The 18,017-nt window shown below is 37.3% G+C and carries 17 protein-coding genes; 15 read left to right on the top strand and 2 right to left on the bottom strand.

From position 1 onward, the window contains the following. The first annotated feature begins 676 nt into the window (after nucleotides 1-676). The 3 genes from IGI38_RS08145 to IGI38_RS08135 all read left to right on the top strand — a co-directional run bounded on the left by IGI38_RS08145 (nucleotide 677) and on the right by IGI38_RS08135 (nucleotide 2,926). On the top strand, nucleotides 677-1,174 hold the full coding sequence (locus IGI38_RS08145; protein ID WP_438728676.1) for a helix-turn-helix domain-containing protein: 498 nt from the start codon (nucleotides 677-679) through the stop codon (nucleotides 1,172-1,174). Between the two features lie 253 nt (nucleotides 1,175-1,427). Continuing rightward, nucleotides 1,428-2,267: a transporter substrate-binding domain-containing protein gene (locus tag IGI38_RS08140; RefSeq protein ID WP_438728674.1), complete on the top strand. Its 840-nt coding sequence runs from the start codon at nucleotides 1,428-1,430 to the stop codon at nucleotides 2,265-2,267. After that, complete coding sequence (locus tag IGI38_RS08135) at nucleotides 2,267-2,926, top strand: amino acid ABC transporter permease (protein ID WP_438728672.1); 660 nt, start codon at nucleotides 2,267-2,269, stop codon at nucleotides 2,924-2,926. The genes IGI38_RS08140 and IGI38_RS08135 overlap by 1 nt, the downstream gene beginning before the upstream one ends. An 874-nt stretch (nucleotides 2,927-3,800) precedes the next feature. Here IGI38_RS08135 and IGI38_RS08130 read toward each other — a convergent pair. Then, nucleotides 3,801-4,748: an IS30 family transposase gene (locus tag IGI38_RS08130; protein WP_438725454.1), complete on the bottom strand. Its 948-nt coding sequence runs from the start codon at nucleotides 4,746-4,748 to the stop codon at nucleotides 3,801-3,803. A 150-nt stretch (nucleotides 4,749-4,898) separates the two neighbouring features. Between IGI38_RS08130 and IGI38_RS08125 the strand changes: the two genes are divergently transcribed. The 3 genes from IGI38_RS08125 (at nucleotide 4,899) to IGI38_RS08115 (ending at nucleotide 8,222) form a co-directional block, all read left to right on the top strand. Further along, nucleotides 4,899-5,105: a hypothetical protein gene (locus IGI38_RS08125; protein WP_438728670.1), complete on the top strand. Its 207-nt coding sequence runs from the start codon at nucleotides 4,899-4,901 to the stop codon at nucleotides 5,103-5,105. A gap of 349 nt (nucleotides 5,106-5,454) precedes the next feature. Further along, entirely contained in the window at nucleotides 5,455-6,921 is a 1,467-nt protein-coding gene (locus tag IGI38_RS08120) for an amidase (RefSeq protein ID WP_438728668.1), read from the top strand. Between the two features lie 110 nt (nucleotides 6,922-7,031). Continuing rightward, nucleotides 7,032-8,222: an amidohydrolase family protein gene (locus IGI38_RS08115; protein WP_438728666.1), complete on the top strand. Its 1,191-nt coding sequence runs from the start codon at nucleotides 7,032-7,034 to the stop codon at nucleotides 8,220-8,222. Between the two features lie 49 nt (nucleotides 8,223-8,271). Here the strand turns inward: IGI38_RS08115 and rnhC are convergent, their stop codons facing one another. Beyond that, complete coding sequence (rnhC, locus tag IGI38_RS08110) at nucleotides 8,272-9,174, bottom strand: ribonuclease HIII (RefSeq protein ID WP_438728664.1); 903 nt, start codon at nucleotides 9,172-9,174, stop codon at nucleotides 8,272-8,274. Nucleotides 9,175-9,308: 134 nt separating this feature from the next. On the opposite strand from rnhC, the gene zapA reads away from it, so the two are divergent. The 9 genes from zapA to IGI38_RS08065 all read left to right on the top strand — a co-directional run bounded on the left by zapA (nucleotide 9,309) and on the right by IGI38_RS08065 (nucleotide 18,000). Continuing rightward, a complete protein-coding gene (gene zapA, locus IGI38_RS08105) occupies nucleotides 9,309-9,743 on the top strand; it encodes a cell division protein ZapA (protein ID WP_207106703.1) in 435 nt (144 codons plus the stop codon). Nucleotides 9,744-9,755: 12 nt separating this feature from the next. Next, on the top strand, nucleotides 9,756-10,304 hold the full coding sequence (locus tag IGI38_RS08100) for a CvpA family protein (protein WP_438728662.1): 549 nt from the start codon (nucleotides 9,756-9,758) through the stop codon (nucleotides 10,302-10,304). Nucleotides 10,305-10,364: 60 nt separating this feature from the next. Then, nucleotides 10,365-12,725 (top strand): endonuclease MutS2, encoded by a 2,361-nt coding sequence (locus IGI38_RS08095; RefSeq protein WP_438728660.1) that lies wholly within the window; start codon nucleotides 10,365-10,367, stop codon nucleotides 12,723-12,725. Between the two features lie 112 nt (nucleotides 12,726-12,837). Next, nucleotides 12,838-13,152, top strand: a complete 315-nt coding sequence (gene trxA / locus IGI38_RS08090) for a thioredoxin (protein WP_438728658.1) — start codon at nucleotides 12,838-12,840, stop codon at nucleotides 13,150-13,152. 153 nt (nucleotides 13,153-13,305) lie between these two features. Then, nucleotides 13,306-15,081 (top strand): excinuclease ABC subunit UvrC, encoded by a 1,776-nt coding sequence (gene uvrC / locus IGI38_RS08085; RefSeq protein ID WP_438728656.1) that lies wholly within the window; start codon nucleotides 13,306-13,308, stop codon nucleotides 15,079-15,081. Nucleotides 15,082-15,166: 85 nt separating this feature from the next. Further along, nucleotides 15,167-15,373: a helix-turn-helix transcriptional regulator gene (locus IGI38_RS08080; RefSeq protein ID WP_438728654.1), complete on the top strand. Its 207-nt coding sequence runs from the start codon at nucleotides 15,167-15,169 to the stop codon at nucleotides 15,371-15,373. After that, complete coding sequence (locus tag IGI38_RS08075) at nucleotides 15,373-15,837, top strand: hypothetical protein (RefSeq protein WP_438728652.1); 465 nt, start codon at nucleotides 15,373-15,375, stop codon at nucleotides 15,835-15,837. The genes IGI38_RS08080 and IGI38_RS08075 overlap by 1 nt, the downstream gene beginning before the upstream one ends. Nucleotides 15,838-15,848: 11 nt before the next feature. Next, on the top strand, nucleotides 15,849-16,748 hold the full coding sequence (locus IGI38_RS08070) for an ABC transporter ATP-binding protein (protein WP_438728650.1): 900 nt from the start codon (nucleotides 15,849-15,851) through the stop codon (nucleotides 16,746-16,748). Then, nucleotides 16,741-18,000, top strand: coding sequence for an ABC transporter permease (locus IGI38_RS08065; protein WP_438728648.1), 1,260 nt, complete (start codon nucleotides 16,741-16,743; stop codon nucleotides 17,998-18,000). The genes IGI38_RS08070 and IGI38_RS08065 overlap by 8 nt, the downstream gene beginning before the upstream one ends. The last annotated feature ends 17 nt before the right edge of the window (nucleotides 18,001-18,017 follow it).

Genomic DNA, 18,017 nt, shown 5'->3' with positions numbered 1-18,017 from the left:
GCAACTTATCCATCAGAAATGAAATGATCGTAACAATAAGAAAGTCAAAAATAAAATAGATGAACCTGAATAGAACCAAGTCACCTCTGGATAAATAAGTACTCAGCGATGCAAGAAAACATAAGCTGCCGACCGTTCAATCTTATCAGTCAGTGAATAAATGATGAGCAGTCTATGGTTCATCAAAATAAAAGCTGGATCCGAAGGATGTTGAATTTATCGCTAGTCAGTTTGCTCTCCCTATTTAGGTGAAAGCTGTCCAATCTGAGGAGGATCTCGAATGGCTCTAGGTTTTCGGTGTAAATGATCTAATCAGGTGGATGTCAGCTTGATGGTACTCCCGGCGTGCGATTTCTTTAAAAGAGAATTGGTGATGGTGATGTAGCTTGCCAGTACTCAGACGGTATAGAGTATTAAGAAAATTACTTTGCGTGAGAATCGATACCTATAGAAAAAGATGAATGAATAGATTAATAACTCAAATTAGTCCTGTTATCCGTTTATAAATGAATACCCAAAAGGTAGTCGGAAAGTTTGTGAAACTGTCTTTTCATTTCCTGGAAAATGCTGATTTGACAACAATGTAAACCACTAGGTGACATATTTCCACCTCTGTTATATAGGCATGTTTTAACGCTCTTGTTATACTCAAAATTAGTTAGAAGGAGGAGATAATATGGATTTAGCCAAAAAAATCTTACAACTAAGAAAATCACGAGGGATGTCACAAGATGAACTAGGGGAGCAGTTAAGTGTGTCACGGCAATCAGTTTCTAAATGGGAATCGGGTCAAGCAACACCTGAGTTAGATAAACTTGCTAAATTAGCAAATTTTTTTGATGTTACGACGGACTATTTGATCCATTCTAGCGAAACGGATGAGTTGATATTCAAAACAATGACACTGGAACGGGAACAAAAAAAGATACTTGAAGGACAAACTCAGGTAAGAAATCGACAATTTTCAATTATGAGTATTGGGATTTCTTTGTTGCTGATAGTAGCACTATTCGTTATCAGTAAGTATGTCATGTTTCCAGATTATGGAGATGGTCATGTCTTTTTAGGCAAAGCCATTCTGGTTAGCGGCAGTCTTGTGATTGTTTCACTGAACATTTTTACAAACTGGCGGATCAGAAATAACCCAAAAAGCATTTCATCTGAGAGAAACTGAAGCAACTGTTTAAGCGTAATAACTAATCTATTCTGGTAACGGTCGCATAGATTTCTTGAGTGTAACTGTTTTGATACTCTAAGTGCAGAGTGTTATAAAATAGATTGTTGTATGACACATGTACTGAATAAGTAGCTGTTGTAACAAAGAGTTCCTATCTCGTCATGAGCAACTTGTTAGTCTCTTTTGTTTTTTATATGCTATAAAAGAGAAAAGTGATTACTAATAATTGATGAATAGGATGGGTGTGGCAATGACGAAAAAATGGTGGACGGGTATAGTACTTATCGCAATAAGTTTATTTTTGACAGCCTGCGGAAATAGTGAGACAAGCAAGGATAATAGTTGGGAAAAAGTAGAGGATAAGGAGATGCTAACAGTTGCGACCTCTGGGACGCTGTTTCCTTCGTCTTATTACAATGATGAAAATAAATTAGTTGGTTATGACTTGGATGTCGCCAAAGCAGTCGCGAAGGAGTTAGGATTGAAAATTAACTTTAAAGAATACAATGTGGATGGACAGGTAACTGCGGTCAATCGCGGTGAGGCTGATTTTGCAGCTAATGATTTTGGGATGTCCAAAGAACGCAGCAAGAAGTTTACTCTTTCATTTCCAATTAAGTATTCCTTTGACAGCATGATCGTTAGGAAAAGTAATGATTCAGGTATTCATTCATTGAAAGATCTAAAAGGGAAAAAAGCGGCTGGCGAACCTAATACTAGTTATATGAAGCTGGCGGAAAAATACGGAGCCAAAGCGGTGACTTACGACAATGCAACCAATGATCAGTATTTGACAGATGTTGCTAATGGTCGAACAGATGTCATTCTGAATGATTATTATCTACAAAAAATGTCGGTAGCAGCACTCCCCGATATTCCCGTAAAGATTTTGGAAGATGTCTATTTCAACGCGAATTCCACAGGCTTTCTTTTCGATAAGAAGAATCAAAAGTTGAAAGAGAAAATCGATCAGGCACTGAAAAAATTACAGGACAAAGGCATATTGAAGAAAATCTCAGAACAATATTTTGGTACGGATGTTTCAGTCGAGCCAAAACAAAAAGTAACGGAAACGGTCTCGGCAGAGTAATGTATATTCCAATGATCGATTTATCCCTAATGTTTGATTCGTTGCCATTTTTATTGAGCGGGTTAGGTTATACATTAAGCATCAGTTTCTCAGCTTTCTTTCTGGGAAACTTGTTGGGAGTGATCATAATGCTCCTGAATTTTGTCCCATTGCGATCGGTAAAACTGTTTGCTCGTTTTTATTTATCCTTTTTAAGAGGGACACCGGCATTAGTGTTACTGTTTCTATTATATTTTGGATTGCCTTATCAGTTGAATGCTGTGGTCGCCGCAGTAATATGTTTTAGTTTGACCAGTAGTGCATTTATTGGTGAGATTTATCGGGGATCAATCGCTGGAATCAGTGCCGGTCAGCGGGATGCGGCCTATGCCTTGGGAAATCGTTTCATTCCTACGATGCGTTATATCATTTTACCGCAAGCCTTACGAATTTCGATCCCCGCATTAAGCAATGTGGCGATGGACCTAGTGAAAGGATCATCTTTAGCAGCGATGATTACTGTACCAGATATTTTTCAAAAGGCGAAGATCATTGGCGGCCGAACCTTTGACTATTTATCAATGTACATTTTGGTGGCATTGATTTACTGGCTATTATGTATTGGCATTGGTCATATCCAACATCGTTTGGAAGACTTCTTTCAAAAAAAATATCAGTAAAACTACTACAGTTCAAACAACATATCTGAATTGTAGTAGTTTTTTTGTATGAAGTTTACGATTTAAAGCATCTAAAGCCGTTTGGGTGATTATCTCGTAATCGTATTATGACTAAATGAAAAAATGTTAGTAAATCACGTACCAGCAGCGTTTATAAGATTAGTAAATATCAAAGGAGTTCTGACGATATATATGTAGCTCTTGCTGATGAAAATACTAATAAAGTATTGTTTTTACTTTCAACGCTCTTATATTTATTCGAAAGTTAAAAAACTTACTATCGTCACTTAGGCGATAATTGGCTCAAAGCATTTCTTGATTTGATTATTCAGATATTTTTCACTACGAGAAGCAGTTTATTGTTTGGCATGATATTTGTTTCGGTCGGTTTCTTATTTATTTTTACTAGAAAAGGCTAAAAAAACTTATAAGATACTTTCCTGTTTCAAAGGTCTTACCTACCGGCTTGTTGATCATTGAAGAAATCGGCAAGGCCTTCAAATTATTATTTTTATCATCTGGTCTGCTGAGCTTTGCGTTGCTCTTTTTACTCACTCATTTCTTGTGTTTGATCATCATTCGCATTCAAAAGCAAGAAATCAATGTTCAACGTATTTTGAAGACGCTCCTTTTGAGAACGATCACAACCTTCATTTTTTTCAGTTTAATCTATTCCTTAAGGAGACTGGCAATATTTTGAAATTTGAGTTAGTTCTCAGCATTCTATTTTTCAACAGCTTTTTCATTCATTACTTTTTGCAAAGCTGAAATTCTGTACCAAAAATAGAGAAATGAATGATAAAAACTGATTTGGATCCTTTTTTCTTGATTTCTAAACTATTTTGGGTAAAATATTAAATTAATTGCTGAATTGTCAAATTAATTGCAACATTTCTTCTTGAAAGACTTCCCAACAATTTTTCCAGTTCAATGTTTTTTTAGGACGCATATTTATCTTGCGTAATGCTTCCTGTTTCTCCGTAGGGGGTACCTTTGAAAAATCAGTTCCCTTAGGGAAGAATTCTCTAAATAAACCATTCCCATTTTCGTTAGATCCGCGTTGCCATGGGGAGTATGGATCACAAAAATACATAGGTACGTCTAAATCTTTCTCAATTTCTTTCCAGCAAGAAAACTCTTTCCCACGGTCGACCGTAAAGCTTAAAAATGCCTTGTGACTCCCTAGGTCTTGCACAAAAGCTTTAATCGCTTGTGCCATTGACTTCGCGGTACGATCCCTCATTGAGATCGCCCAATAAAAGCGTGTTTTCCGTTCAATAAACGTTGCTTCGCAGGCTTTGCTTTCCCCTCTGCTAGAAACAACTGTGTCCAACTCCCAATGTCCAAATTCTTCTCGAGTTGACACAGAAGCTGGGCGTTCATCAATGGTATGCCCTACAGTCATTTTGCCTCGTGCCTCTTCTTGTTTTTCTTGTCTTCTGCCTTTATGTCTCAGACACTGTTTAGACACATTAAGAATACCGGCATAGAGCCAATTGTAAATGGTTTTGAATGAAACTATTTGACGATCATTCGCAATTTGTTCAGGGGACCAGCTGTCTTCAAGATCACATTCAATCTGATAAGCGAATTCAGAAGTCCATTTGGACTTCGCACCACAGGCACTGCGCTTCATTTCCGCATCTAATTGCGCATTGTCGGCATTATAGATCAAATCTTCGGGTACTCGTTTCAACTCACGATCAATCGTTGTTCGGCTAACACCAATTCTGTCCGCTATTTCTTGAATACTCTTGGCATCATAAATCATCGTCTCTATACATTTTCGATTATCTCGTGTAAGCTTTTTGTGTGAACCCATCAAAATCACTCCTAGTAGTTTGTTATCCTAAACTCATTTTACTAGAAATTTTTGATGGGTTCTTTGTTGCGATTAATATTACAATTCAGCAATTAAAAAGAATTGATAAAATGATTAATAAGAATACAAAATAGATTGGATGTGTAAGCTATGGGACATTTGCCTCCTTCGAAATTTTCATTGAACGACAGTGTACAATTTAGAGTTGCGGATAATATATTTACTGGTGTGATCGAGCATACGAATTCTGCTCGTTTTACTCAGAATACGTATCATTCTTACGATATTTTCGTAGAAAATAGAGGCTGTTCTTACGCCCACATCCCGGAGCAGGATGTTTTGAGAAAATGTGGATAGTCTAAGTTTTGTCATGGCTTGATAAGTAGATCAATGATCAGCTTGTCAGGCTTTTTGCTAGTTCAATTTTTCGCAGTTACTCAAAGTATGAAGGATGTATAGACATTTATCACTGGCATCGTTCAAGATGGATAGTTGGATAATATGCGTACGAAAAAAACTTACTTAAAACTGAGCTAGCTGTTGGTTACCAGATCTGTTTTAGATTATTAGAAAAATACCATACATATGATAATAAAATTTTTTCTGCTCTTCAAAATAACCACCTTCAACCGATCCTACCTATTTAACTAGTATTAACTCATGATTTTTGTGATAATAAAGCATAAAGTTGGAAGGGGTGTTAGTGATGAAAGACGGCTTATATTGGGCAGAAAAATTACAGAATAAGGAAATTAGTTTTCGTGAGCTGCTAGAATTATTTGAGGAAAAGGCTCGCAAACAAAATCCCATGTTAAATGCTTTTGTTACGATGATGGATTATGATGCGGTGGAAGAATACCAACGCCAAAGTGATATTTTTGAGCGACCATTCGCTGGTTTACCGATCCCGTTAAAAATGTTGGGACAAGAAAAAAAGGACTGGTTGAGTACTTCAGGATCAAAATTATTGATGGAACATCGGGCTGGTCATACAAGTAATTTTACGAAGCAATTGATCGCGAATGGTTTGATTCCTTTCGCTCAAACAAACAGCCCCGAGTTTGGCTTTAAAAATATCACGGATGCTAAAATTTACGGCCCAGCTAAAAACCCTTGGAATCTTGATTATTATTCGGGCGGCTCCAGCGGCGGAGCAGCGAGTGCAGTTGCAGCTGGAATCGTACCGATCGCCGGAGCAAGTGATGGCGGTGGTTCGATCCGCATCCCAGCCTCTTTTAGCGGATTGATTGGTCTGAAGCCAACACGTGGTGCGATGCCTGTTGGTCCCAGCGGTTGGCGTGGCTGGCAAGGAGCCGCGATCGATTTTGCTTTAACAGTTTCTATGCGTGATACCGAAAAGCTTTTTTATGGTATGCGAGGAATCGCTAGCAGCGCTCCTTATCAAGCACCTCAGACTGAGTGGAAACATTTTCAGGCCGCTCAGAAAAAAAGATTAAAAATAGCAGTAATAATCGATTCACCAGTTGATTCAAAAATTTCTCCCGAAGCCGCCGGTGCGGTAGAGCAGGCGCATGATTTCTTAGTGGCTCAAGGCCATCAAGTCGAAGTGATCTCTTATCCGCTTGACGGACGGAAATTGTATGAGAGCTATTATTTAATGAATGGAGCCGAAACAGATGCAATGTTTGTCGGGATGGAACAGGGTTTGGGTCGACCATTAGAAAAAAATGATATGGAATTGACAACTTGGGGAATCTATCAATATGGGAAAAAAATTCCAGCCAGTCATTTTATCAATGCACTGAGTCTTTGGGATCACGCAGCGTTAAGAATGGAAGAATTATTTGTAAACTACGATCTTTTGCTAACTCCAACCACTGCAGCGACTGCGCCCAAATTAACGGACGATATGCAAAGTGATGAAATCCGTGATGCGTTAGAAGCATCGGCAAGTTTGTCCGAAGCTGAATTGAGCAGTTTGATTGAGCGAATGTTTGAAAAAAGTTTGCAAGTCACTCCTTATACAATGTTGGCAAATCTAACTGGGCAACCGGCGATCAGTTTGCCGACTCATTTGACCAAAAAAGGGTTGCCTTTAGGGATTCAATTTATGGCGGCACGGGGACGAGAGGATTTATTATTGCAGATCGGTCAATTATTTGAAGCTGAGTTTGGCTTTCAATTGCCCGCCTATTATCACGAAAAAGAATAAAGTACGATTTATTAAACCGGCAAAATTAAACAACAAATTTGTCGGTTCTTTTGATACACTTAACTTATGAATGAAAACGTTTCTATGAACTAGCAGAAGGGAAGAGAAAGATGATTTTACTAAAGGCTCAAAAAGTTATTACTGGTGACGGAAAAACTGTAATTGAAAATGGTGGCGTCATTTACGCTGCGGATAAAATTTTAGCGGTGGGTGAGGCGGCTCAATTGTTAGCCGAATTTCCGCAAGCGGAGGTTCGTGATTATGGTGCAGGAACGATTTTACCAGGATTAATGGATGCTCATATTCATCTTGGGTACTATTGGACACAACCAGACTTGCATCGCTACAATGATTTTATGATTGCTTACTATGCTCAAAAGCAAGCGGAAAAATGTCTTGCTAAAGGAGTGACGACTATTCGTGATTGTTGCGGACCACAATTTCTTTTAGAGACACTGAGATTAGCCTCAGAGAAAGGATTTGTTAAGGCACCTAGAATTTTGCATACTGATCGCGGTATTTGTATTACTGGTGGTCATGGTCATGAAGATGGGATAGAAGAAGTGGATGGCGCCGAAAATATTTGCCATACAATTCGCCGTCAGAAAAAAGATGGTGCAGATTGGATTAAGTTGTTAACCACTAATCGTGATGATATTTGTGAATTTACTCAAGAGGAATTGGATGTTGGGGTGGCGGAGACTCACCGTCTTGGAATGAAATGCGTAGTACATTCAGGGACTCAACCGGGTATTCAAATGTGTATAGACGCAGGTTTTGATACAATCGAACATGGCAATTTTTTAACAGTAGAACAAGGGAAACAAATGGCAAAAGCTCAACAGTCGTGGACACCAACAATGTACGCATATCATTTTTTAGCTGAGTACAATCAAAAAGTACAAGAAGTCGGAATTGATCATTCCAACCAATCGACTGAAACATATTCTCATCATTTAGACTTTTTTGAAAGTTCTGTCCAAGCCTATTCGCAAAATTTTAAAGCAATTTATGATGAAGGTGTAACTATTTTAGCAGGGACGGACATGGTTATGCTAGAAGCACCAAGTGTTCCTATCGTGGAGGAATTAGAATTAATGGTGCGTTATGGATTAACACCGATTGAAGCAATTCAAACGGCCACTCAAAATCCAGCGAGGGTTTTTGATTTGTCAGATGTAACCGGAGAATTAAAAGCTGGTTTACAAGCAGATATACTAGTTGTTGAAGGTGATGTGTCTAAAGATATCGAAGCGTTACGTAATGTTCAGCAAGTTTTCTTAGCAGGAACAGAAGTATAAACAGATACCTCAGTAGAGCGAATAAGCATTCTACTGAGGTATTTGTTTGTTAGATCATTTTTTGTGCTTTTTTTGTATTCGCAAAATGAAGTTTGGCATATTTTCGTAACAGATTCAAACCTCCTTGACGTAATAGCTCAGCGGCTAATTCATCTGATGGCTTTCCGGCGCCAGAAGGAACTTTTGTCCCAATTTCTATTGATGCTTTATCTAATTCTTCAAGGAAACTCGCTCTGCTGATAATTGAGGCTGCTGCTACAGAAAGATGATACTGTTCTCCTTTAGTGGCGAAATAAATTTTTTGATCGACACGTTCTGTTTCTTGTTTAACGTATTTCATGTAATTTGCTTCCGTAGTAAATTGATCAATTAAAATCGCATCGGGTTTCGTTGGTGCAAGTTGCTTTAGTAATACGCGAATCGCCTGGTTATGTAGAGCGACTTTCATACGGACAGCGTTGTATTTTGGCTGGATTTCATTATATTTTTCTGGATTTACGACTAGTAATTTATAGGGTATCAATTCCTTGATCGCTATTGCCATTCTGCGAATTTGGTCGTCAGTGAGCATTTTTGAATCTTTCACACCAAGTTGTTTCAATGCGGAGAGGTCTTTCTTATCAGCATATGCTGCACAGACACACAAAGGACCAAAATAGCTACCGTTACCAACTTCATCACTACCAAGAACGGATAGTGATGCGAAATTAACGGGTAAAGTACTGTCTTTTTTTGTAGTAGAGGCTTCAGTATTCCCCCAACGTGCAGCTTCTTTTTCAGCGTTATTTCCTTGAAATAAAACTTTTCCCGAAGTGTAAGCAGTGATGTTTATACCATTTTTTTTTGCAGAAAACTCACTGTAGGGTACTTTTTTACTTGATAAATAATTAGAGTAGTACTTTTTTAGTTTTAGTATTTCCGATTTTGATAGCTTTAAGACAGTAGAACTCATATTTTTTTCTCTTTTCTTTAAATTAATTGGCTTTTAATTGATGAAAGTTGTACATATGAAAGGTTTTAGCATATAATAAATTAGTATTTTTGAAACTGAAACAATAAAAAATCGTATTAGAAAGGTTGATCGATATGGCGCAAAATCGCTATAAGGCAATCGTTGCCGGTCAGACTTATACTATCATTGGACAAGAATCCAAGCAACATATGGATATGGTTACTGCTTTAGTCAATGAACAGTTGAATGAGATCATGTCGTTATCACCTGAGATTACGCAAGAAAAAGCTACGATGTTGTTGGCAATCAATGCAGTCTCGGATCAACTAAAAAAGCAAGAAGCCTTAATGAAATTAGAAAAGCAACAATACACACTTGACGGGCAAGCTGCTCATAATTTAGAATTGGAAAATCGAATTAAAAAGATTGAGGCAATTGAGGCTGAAGCTAAGGAAATCATGCGAAAGAACGGAAAAGAAAATGTTCCGATTCGAAATCATGTAGAAGCGCAGCAAATTGTTAATGAGAACCGAAAACGTGAGATTCAAAAAAGAGCAGCAAATAAATAAGTGAGGGATACTATGTTAACATTGGTAATTTTATTTGCATTACTGCTATCTTTTTATGTTGGTTATCGACGAGGGGCAGCCTATCAGATAGTATTTTCAATTGGATATTTACTATCATTTATTGTTGCACAAATGTTTTATCAACAATTAGGTTCTCACTTGGACTTATTCGTTCCGTATCCGTCTGTTACGAGCAATTCAAAGATGGTCTATTATTCTGTAGAACAAGCGTTCAATTTAGACAAAGCATTTTATGCAGGTGTAGCATTTGTTATGATATTGATAGTAGGTTGGCTTTTGACACACTTAATCGCAATTTTCTTCAAAGACTTGTTGTTTAAGGTGATCATTCCTCAATATGATGGGATTGTTGCTGGAGTCTTACAATTGTTCGTTTGTTATGTGTTTATTTTTTTGATTTTGAAGCTTGTTAGTTTCGTGCCAATGGCATTGATTCAAAATCAGTTAGAGGGTAGTTGGTATGCTCGTTTTATGATTGAGCATTCCTTGTTTTTAAGTTCTCAGTTTGAAAATTTATGGATAACAAAAATTATTGGATAAAGTAAAAACCGGGACGCTGTTTGACAGGTTTCGGTTTATTTATGTATAGAAGGTGAAAAAATGAATGAGCGTATTCTAAAAACATTAGAGTTTGAACAAGTAAAGAAAATGATTCTACACTATTTAACAACTGAACAAGGAGAAGAAGAAATTCGCCAACTAGCTCCTTCTAGTGACAAAGAGACTGTTCAAGCTTGGCTGGATGAAACAGAGGACGGGATGAAAGTCCAACGTTTACGTGGAGGATTACCAATCCCTAAGTTAAATAATATTAAGCCGCATATGAAACGAATTGAGATCGGTGCAAATCTAAACGGGTTGGAACTGGCAGAGGTCTCTAGGGTTTTGTCAACGACCAGTGAGCTGGTTCGTTTTATTGATGATTTAAAGGACAGTGAATTAGAATTTTTACGTATCTACTTTTGGGAAGAGCAATTAACGACATTACCGGAGTTAAGTGGGAAATTACGACGCTCCGTAGAAGAAGATGGACGTGTGCGGGATGAAGCTTCGCCAGATTTACGTACCATTCGTAGCCAAATTCGACGAAGTGAACAGACAATTCGTGAACAATTGGACGGATTGATTCGCGGGAAAAACGCAAAGTATTTAAGTGATAGTTTGATTACTATGAGAAATGACCGTTACGTCATTCCTGTAAAACAAGAGTATCGTGGGATTTTTGGTGGAGTAGTTCATGATCAAAGCGCTTCTGGTCAGACTTTGTTTATGGAACCAAAACAAATTGTCGAGTTAAATAATCGTTTACGTCAACAACAAATCGCTGAACGAACGGAGATTGAACGTATACTAGCTGAGTTATCTGCTGAATTGGTTGCTCCGCGTAAAGACATTCTGCATAATGCATATGTTCTAGGTCGTTTTGATTTGATGAACGCTAAAGCTCATTTTGCAAAAGCTTTGAAAGCAATTGTACCCGCGGTAAATCAAGAGAATCATGTATTCTTCAAACAAGCACGTCATCCATTATTGGACCAAGAGAAAGCTGTCGCAAATGATATTATGATAGGTCAGGATTTTCAGGCAGTTGTTATTACAGGACCAAATACAGGGGGTAAAACAATTTCCTTAAAAACACTCGGACTTTTACAACTAATGGGACAAGCTGGATTACCTTTACCTGTGGCCGAGGAAAGTGAAATGGGTATCTTTGCAGAAGTTTTCGCCGACATTGGTGACGAACAATCTATTGAGCAAAGTTTATCGACATTTTCATCTCATATGACAAACATCGTTTCGATATTAGATAAAATCGACGAACATAGTTTAGTTCTATTTGATGAATTGGGAGCGGGGACAGACCCGCAAGAAGGAGCGGCACTAGCAATCGCTATTTTAGATGCAGTAGGAGCAAAATCCTCTTACGTAATGGCGACAACCCACTATCCAGAGTTGAAAATTTACGGCTATAATCGATCCAATACAATTAATGCAAGTATGGAATTTGATGTAGATACTTTGAGTCCTACTTATCGATTGTTGATTGGTGTGCCAGGACGTAGTAATGCCTTCGAAATTTCTCGTCGACTTGGCTTAGATCCAATGGTCATTGAGGGAGCTAAACAAATCATTGATGAAGAAAGTCAAGATTTGAATGAAATGATCTCAGATTTAGAAAATCAGCGTAAAGCTACAGAGACAGAGTATTTAGAGATTCGTCATTATGTGGATGAGTCGGAGAAATTATATCGTGATTTAAAAAATGCATATACTTATTTCTTCGATGAACGCGAAAAAGAGATGGACAAAGCGCGTAAAGAGGCCAATAAGATAGTCAATGAAGCAGAAGAAAATGCTGAAAAGATTATTAAAGATATTCGCAAAATGCAATTGGATGGTCAAGGTAATGTAAAAGAACACCAATTGATTGATGCAAAAACGCAATTAGCTGATTTAAAACAAGACGAACATCTGAAAAAAAATAAAGTTCTACAGAAGGCTAAAGCTAAAAAGCAGTTCAAGCCCAATGATGAGGTTATCGTAGAAACTTACGGACAACGAGGAACTTTAATCCAGAAGGTCGGTGACAACGAGTGGCAAGTACAACTAGGTATTTTAAAGATGACTGTTGCTGAAGCTGACTTGACGCTGACAACACCAATAGACGAACCAAAACAACGCGTGGTCACAGGTGTTCAGCGAGGAGCGAGTGCCCGAGTGAAGCCAGAATTAGATTTACGAGGGAAACGATACGAAGAGGCGCTTTCTGAGGTAGATCAATATATTGATGCGGCTCTTTTAGCAAATTTTGCTCAAGTACGAATCATTCATGGAAAAGGAACAGGTGCTTTACGCAAAGGAATTACAGATTATCTTAAGAATAATCGTAATGTGCAAAGCTTTGAATTTGCACCAGCAAATCAAGGTGGCAGCGGTGCTACAGTCGTAACTTTTAAATAGTTTACAAGTGTAAGCAGAAGAGTAGCGAAGAAAATGCGACCGTGATATACTACTTTTAGTAAGAAAAAGGATATCTGTCATAAAGTATCCGATTTATATAGGAGGAATTCAAATGTCACAAGTAGTTACTGATAAAACTTTTAGTGAAGAAACAGATAACGGTCTTGTTTTAATCGACTTTTGGGCAACTTGGTGTGGTCCCTGTCGTATGCAGGCTCCAATCTTAGAACAATTATCTGAAGAATATGATGAGGATGAATTCAGAGTTGTAAAAATGGATGTGGATGAAAATCCAGAAACACCATCATCATTTGGAATCATGAGCATCCCAACACTTGTTTTGAAGAAAGATGGACAAGTTGTTGATAAAGTCATTGGTGTTCATACGAAAGACCAATTAAAAGAGCTTATCCAAGCTCACATGTAAATTATTGAGCTGGACTTTATGTCCAGCTTTTTTCAATTCATGCTCTCCGATTAAAGAGATATATAGCTTTACTACTTGGTAAATTGGTTTGGAGCAGAATTTCTAGATTTAAGGCATTACTATTTTGGGGATTGCTGTGAAGGGAAGCTACTTATGAATGAACGAATCAAAAATAAATTAGCATTATTACCAGATCAACCGGGCTGTTATCTGATGAAAGATAAAAATGGCACGATCATTTATGTGGGAAAGGCTAAAATTTTAAAAAACAGAGTACGCTCCTATTTCAGGGGCAGTCATGATACAAAGACGGAACGCTTAGTTAGCGAGATCGTTGATTTTGAATACATTGTGACGGAATCTAACATTGAGGCTTTGCTGCTTGAAATCAATTTGATCAAGAAAAATGATCCTAAGTATAATATCATGCTGAAAGACGATAAGACCTACCCATTCTTGAAGATCACGAATGAAAAGTATCCCCGTTTGATGATTACACGGAAGGTTTTGAAGGATAAAGCCCATTACTTTGGCCCTTATCCCGATGTGAATGCTGCAAATGAAACCAAAAAATTATTGGATCGATTATTTCCATTACGAAAATGTAAACCATCACAAAAGACTCCGTGTTTGTATTATCATTTAGGGCAGTGTCTGTGTCCATACGCCTTTCATGTTGATCCGCAGGTCTATAAGGATATGGTGGAAGAAATCAAGCGCTTTTTGAATGGCGGGCACACTGAAATTCAAAGTCAAATAAAAGAAAAAATGAATCAAGCCGCTGCTGACATGGAGTTTGAAAAAGCTGCGGAATATCGTGATCAAATCAAAGCTATTGAAACAGTGATGACAAAACAAAAAATGACTAACACTGATTTAGTTGACCGTGATATTTTTGGTTATGCAACAGATAAGGGATGGATGTGTGTTCAAGTTTTTTTTGTGCGCCAAGGGAAGCTGATTGAACGGGATGTTTCGATGTTTCCGTTTTATAATGATTCTGAAGAAGATTTTCTAACTTATATTGGACAATTCTACCAAGAGAATGAACATTTCATTCCTAAAGAGGTTTTGATTCCCAATAATATTGATAAACCAAGTGTGGAAGCAATGTTAGAAACAAGAGTTTTGCAACCGCAACGTGGTGACAAAAAGAAACTTGTAAAGTTAGCAGGAAAAAATGCGCAAGTCGCTTTAAATGAGAAATTTGATTTAATTGGACGTAGCGAGGCTCGTACGATTGGAGCTGTAGAGAAACTAGGAGATGCTATGAATATTCCGGCACCGATCCGAATTGAAGCATTTGATAACTCTAACATTATGGGAACCGATCCAGTATCAGCGATGGTGGTTTTCATCGATGGAAAACCAGCCAAAAAAGAATATCGTAAATATAAAATCAAAACGGTTACGGGGCCAGATGATTACGCCTCTATGAGAGAAGTTATTTATCGCCGTTATTCTAGAGTATTAAAAGAGGGCCTACCATTTCCCGACTTGATTGTGATTGATGGCGGGAAAGGGCAAGTCGATGTTGCAAAGGATGTATTGGCTAATCAGCTTGGAATTGATATTCCAATTGCTGGTTTAGCAAAAGATGACAAACATAAAACGAGTGAGCTGTTTTTTGGACCTGAATTGGGAGTAGTTCCATTGGAACGAAATTCTCAAGAATTCTTCTTGTTACAGCGAATTCAAGACGAGGTCCATCGATTTGCAATAACTTTCCACCGCCAACTACGCAGTAAAAATAGCTTTGCTTCAAAATTAGATAATATTGATGGGCTAGGCCCAAAACGCAAAAAAGCGCTATTGAAGGAATTTAAATCGTTGAAGAATATTCAAGCAGCTTCAGTTGAGGAATTACAAGCAGTCGGACTCCCAAAAACAGTTGCTGAAAAGACACTAAATCAATTAAAAGAAAAATAATGTATAGCACCCTTTACATTTTGTGTAAAGGGTGCTATACTTTTTTGCAAGATGTAAAGTGAACTATACATTAAGGGGTGATCGTTTGCAAAATAGAATTCAGGTTTTACGTAAGGAACGCAAGCTGACCCAAAGTGATCTTGCTCAAGAATTAGAGGTCACCCGTCAAACAATTATTTCATTGGAGAATGGTCGATACAATGCTTCGTTAATATTAGCTCACAAAATCGCTCAATATTTTAATTGTAAAATTGAGGACATTTTCATTTTTGATGATGAGGAGGAAGAATGATGGATGAACTATCAAAACTTGATCGTGATTACCGCGAAATACTAAAAAAGAAAAACAGATATTATCTAGTGGTAATTATTTTGTTATTGATTTGTACAGGAATTCTATTAGTTGGTTCAAATTGGTTTGAACTGAAAATTAACGAACATGCCAGTGGCTTTTTAACTGGAATGTTTAGTTCTATTTGTTTGATTTTCGCTCTGTTCATTTTTAAAAATCATCGTATTATGGATAATCCTAAACTGTTAAAAGAGTATCGAATTGCAAGAACGGATGAGCGCAATTTGGAAATTGTGAGTATGACACTACGCTCCTCAGCTTATGTGATGGTTGTTGTGTTGTTGATCTTAAGTGTAGTCGGCAGTTTTGTATCAAGAATTTTAATGCTGACTGCAAGTGGGTTGCTTTATGTATTTCTAATTAGCTATCTAATTAGCTACTTTTATTTTAGAAAAAAATTATAAGGAGTGAGAAAATGTTACAGGTTAAGAATTTGAGTAAAAGTTTTGGATCCTATAAAGCGCTGAACGATATGAATTTTACGATCGAAGATGGGAAAATATTAGGATTGATTGGCCAAAATGGCGCAGGGAAAACAACGACATTTCGTTTGATTTTAGATTTTCTATCCAAAGATTCAGGAACTGTATCTTGGAATGGGCACACGCTTTCTGGCAAGGATTATAATATGATCGGATATTTGCCAGAAGAACGCGGATTATATCCAAAGGTAACAATTGAAAATCAATTACTCTTTTTTGCTTCATTACGTGGAAAGAGTCGACAAGAAATTGCACCTAAAATAGATGAGTGGATGGAAAAATTTCAAGTCAAAGGAAAGAAAACTGACAAAGTAAAATCGTTGTCAAAAGGTAACCAGCAAAAGGTTCAATTGATTTCTACATTAATTCATGAGCCTAAGTTAGTTATTTTAGATGAACCTTTTAGTGGTTTGGATCCAGTTAATGCTGAATTATTAAAAAATGGGATCATTGAATTAAAAGAAAAGGGATCATGTGTCATATTCTCCAGTCATAACATGGATAACGTTGAAAAAATATGTGACCATTTGATTATGTTGAGAAATGGCGAGACCGTCTTGAATGGCAAGGTCCATGAGATTCGCGAATCTTTTGGACGCAGCAAATTGTATTTAGAGTCACATTTAACAAAAGAAGATATTGAGTCTTTTGACGGCGTGCATAGAGTGATTCAAAAAGAGGATGGTAGTCTTGATATTACTTTAGAAAATCCAGATGCCGGACAAGCCATTTTCGCTCAAGCTACAAAAGACGGCTACATTCCAATGTTTAATCAACAACCGCCAACACTAGAAGAAATCTTTAAATGGAAAGCAGGTGCTGTAAATGAGTAAAATGGGAATTATTATCAAGGATGTATATAAAAAGAATGTAAAATCAACGGCTTTCGTGATTATGATTCTAGCACCATTCCTACTTATGGGAATATTCTACTTGTCTCAGCATTTCTTTGGCGATGCAAATGATATTAATAAAATTGGAATTGTAAGTGACCAACCTGCTGTGGCTGAACAATTAGCAAAAACAAAAAATGAGGATTACAGCTTTAAAGTGGTAACTAGTGATAAAAAAGCTCAAAAACAGCTCGAAGATAAAAAAATCGATGCTTATCTTGATTTGAAAGTAGGCAAAGATAAAGTCTCAGGCAAGCTTTACAGTAAAGCCTCTCTGGGAACATCCACTGAAACTCAATTGCAACAAATTTTAAGTTCAATGCAAGCAAGTATTCGTGCGAGCCAGTTGAATTTGACTACAGCGCAAGTTCAAAAAGTTATGGAGCCTGCAAAATTTGAATCGACAAAAGTCAATTTTGAAAATGGAAAAATGAAGAGTGACGGTGGGGACTCAGGAACCCAATTTGTTTTGAGTTTTTTAACAACGATTATCATGTTTGTCTTTATTATTAGTTACTCATCAATTATTGCTCAAGAGATTGCATCGGAAAAAGGTACACGGATTATGGAAGTATTGCTTTCTAGTATGAAGGCGAAAACCCACTATTATGGAAAACTGTTAGGCGTATTGTTAGTAGCTCTAACACAATTGTTGATCTATGGTGTAGCTGTGGTCTTTGGTTATCGGCAATTTAAAGATATGCCTATGGTGAAGGATCTTATTAATAACGTATCTATTAAATCACTATTGGGTAGTGGTGCTCTGGCAATTATTTCCTTTATGTTAGTGGGACTCTTTTTATATGCAGTTCTTTCAGCATTGTGTGGTTCTTTAGTAAGTAAGCCAGAGGACACCGCAAAGGCGATTCAGCCAGTAATGTATCTCTCAATGATTGGCTATATGTTAGGATTGATTCTAGGAACTTCTGATCCTACCAATATAATCATCAAAGTGACTTCGTACATTCCATTTCTATCATCCTACAGCATGCCGTTACGTTTAGCTTCTGGGACAGCGGCTATGTCCAGTGCTTTCGTGTCATTGGGGATTTTAGTAATATTTACAATATTATTAACATTGTTCTCAGCACAATTGTATAAATCGAATGTATTGGTCTATAGCGAAGGCGGAACTCTTAGTGCTCTGAGACAATCAATTTCTATTATGCAAAATGATCGAAAAAAGAAATAGACAAATCTGTTGACCAT

This window comes from Enterococcus sp. AZ128 (assembly GCF_051714485.1).
Lineage (GTDB): Bacteria > Bacillota > Bacilli > Lactobacillales > Enterococcaceae > Enterococcus_A.
The sequence above is the reverse complement of the archived record's forward strand: the minus strand, read 5'-3'. Positions and strand labels throughout refer to the sequence as shown.

What these genes read in the sequence shown, in the direction of transcription:
- uvrC (WP_438728656.1), top strand. Translation starts at nt 13,306, where the DNA reads ATGAATGAACGAATCAAAAATAAATTAGCATTATTACCAGATCAACCG.
- IGI38_RS08135 (WP_438728672.1), top strand. Translation starts at nt 2,267, where the DNA reads ATGTATATTCCAATGATCGATTTATCCCTAATGTTTGATTCGTTGCCA.
- IGI38_RS08120 (WP_438728668.1), top strand. Translation starts at nt 5,455, where the DNA reads ATGAAAGACGGCTTATATTGGGCAGAAAAATTACAGAATAAGGAAATT.
- IGI38_RS08115 (WP_438728666.1), top strand. Translation starts at nt 7,032, where the DNA reads ATGATTTTACTAAAGGCTCAAAAAGTTATTACTGGTGACGGAAAAACT.
- IGI38_RS08125 (WP_438728670.1), top strand. Translation starts at nt 4,899, where the DNA reads ATGGGACATTTGCCTCCTTCGAAATTTTCATTGAACGACAGTGTACAA.
- IGI38_RS08065 (WP_438728648.1), top strand. Translation starts at nt 16,741, where the DNA reads ATGAGTAAAATGGGAATTATTATCAAGGATGTATATAAAAAGAATGTA.
- IGI38_RS08130 (WP_438725454.1), bottom strand. Translation starts at nt 4,748, where the DNA reads ATGGGTTCACACAAAAAGCTTACACGAGATAATCGAAAATGTATAGAG.
- IGI38_RS08140 (WP_438728674.1), top strand. Translation starts at nt 1,428, where the DNA reads ATGACGAAAAAATGGTGGACGGGTATAGTACTTATCGCAATAAGTTTA.
- trxA (WP_438728658.1), top strand. Translation starts at nt 12,838, where the DNA reads ATGTCACAAGTAGTTACTGATAAAACTTTTAGTGAAGAAACAGATAAC.
- IGI38_RS08070 (WP_438728650.1), top strand. Translation starts at nt 15,849, where the DNA reads ATGTTACAGGTTAAGAATTTGAGTAAAAGTTTTGGATCCTATAAAGCG.
- IGI38_RS08145 (WP_438728676.1), top strand. Translation starts at nt 677, where the DNA reads ATGGATTTAGCCAAAAAAATCTTACAACTAAGAAAATCACGAGGGATG.
- zapA (WP_207106703.1), top strand. Translation starts at nt 9,309, where the DNA reads ATGGCGCAAAATCGCTATAAGGCAATCGTTGCCGGTCAGACTTATACT.
- IGI38_RS08075 (WP_438728652.1), top strand. Translation starts at nt 15,373, where the DNA reads ATGGATGAACTATCAAAACTTGATCGTGATTACCGCGAAATACTAAAA.
- IGI38_RS08100 (WP_438728662.1), top strand. Translation starts at nt 9,756, where the DNA reads ATGTTAACATTGGTAATTTTATTTGCATTACTGCTATCTTTTTATGTT.
- IGI38_RS08095 (WP_438728660.1), top strand. Translation starts at nt 10,365, where the DNA reads ATGAATGAGCGTATTCTAAAAACATTAGAGTTTGAACAAGTAAAGAAA.
- rnhC (WP_438728664.1), bottom strand. Translation starts at nt 9,174, where the DNA reads ATGAGTTCTACTGTCTTAAAGCTATCAAAATCGGAAATACTAAAACTA.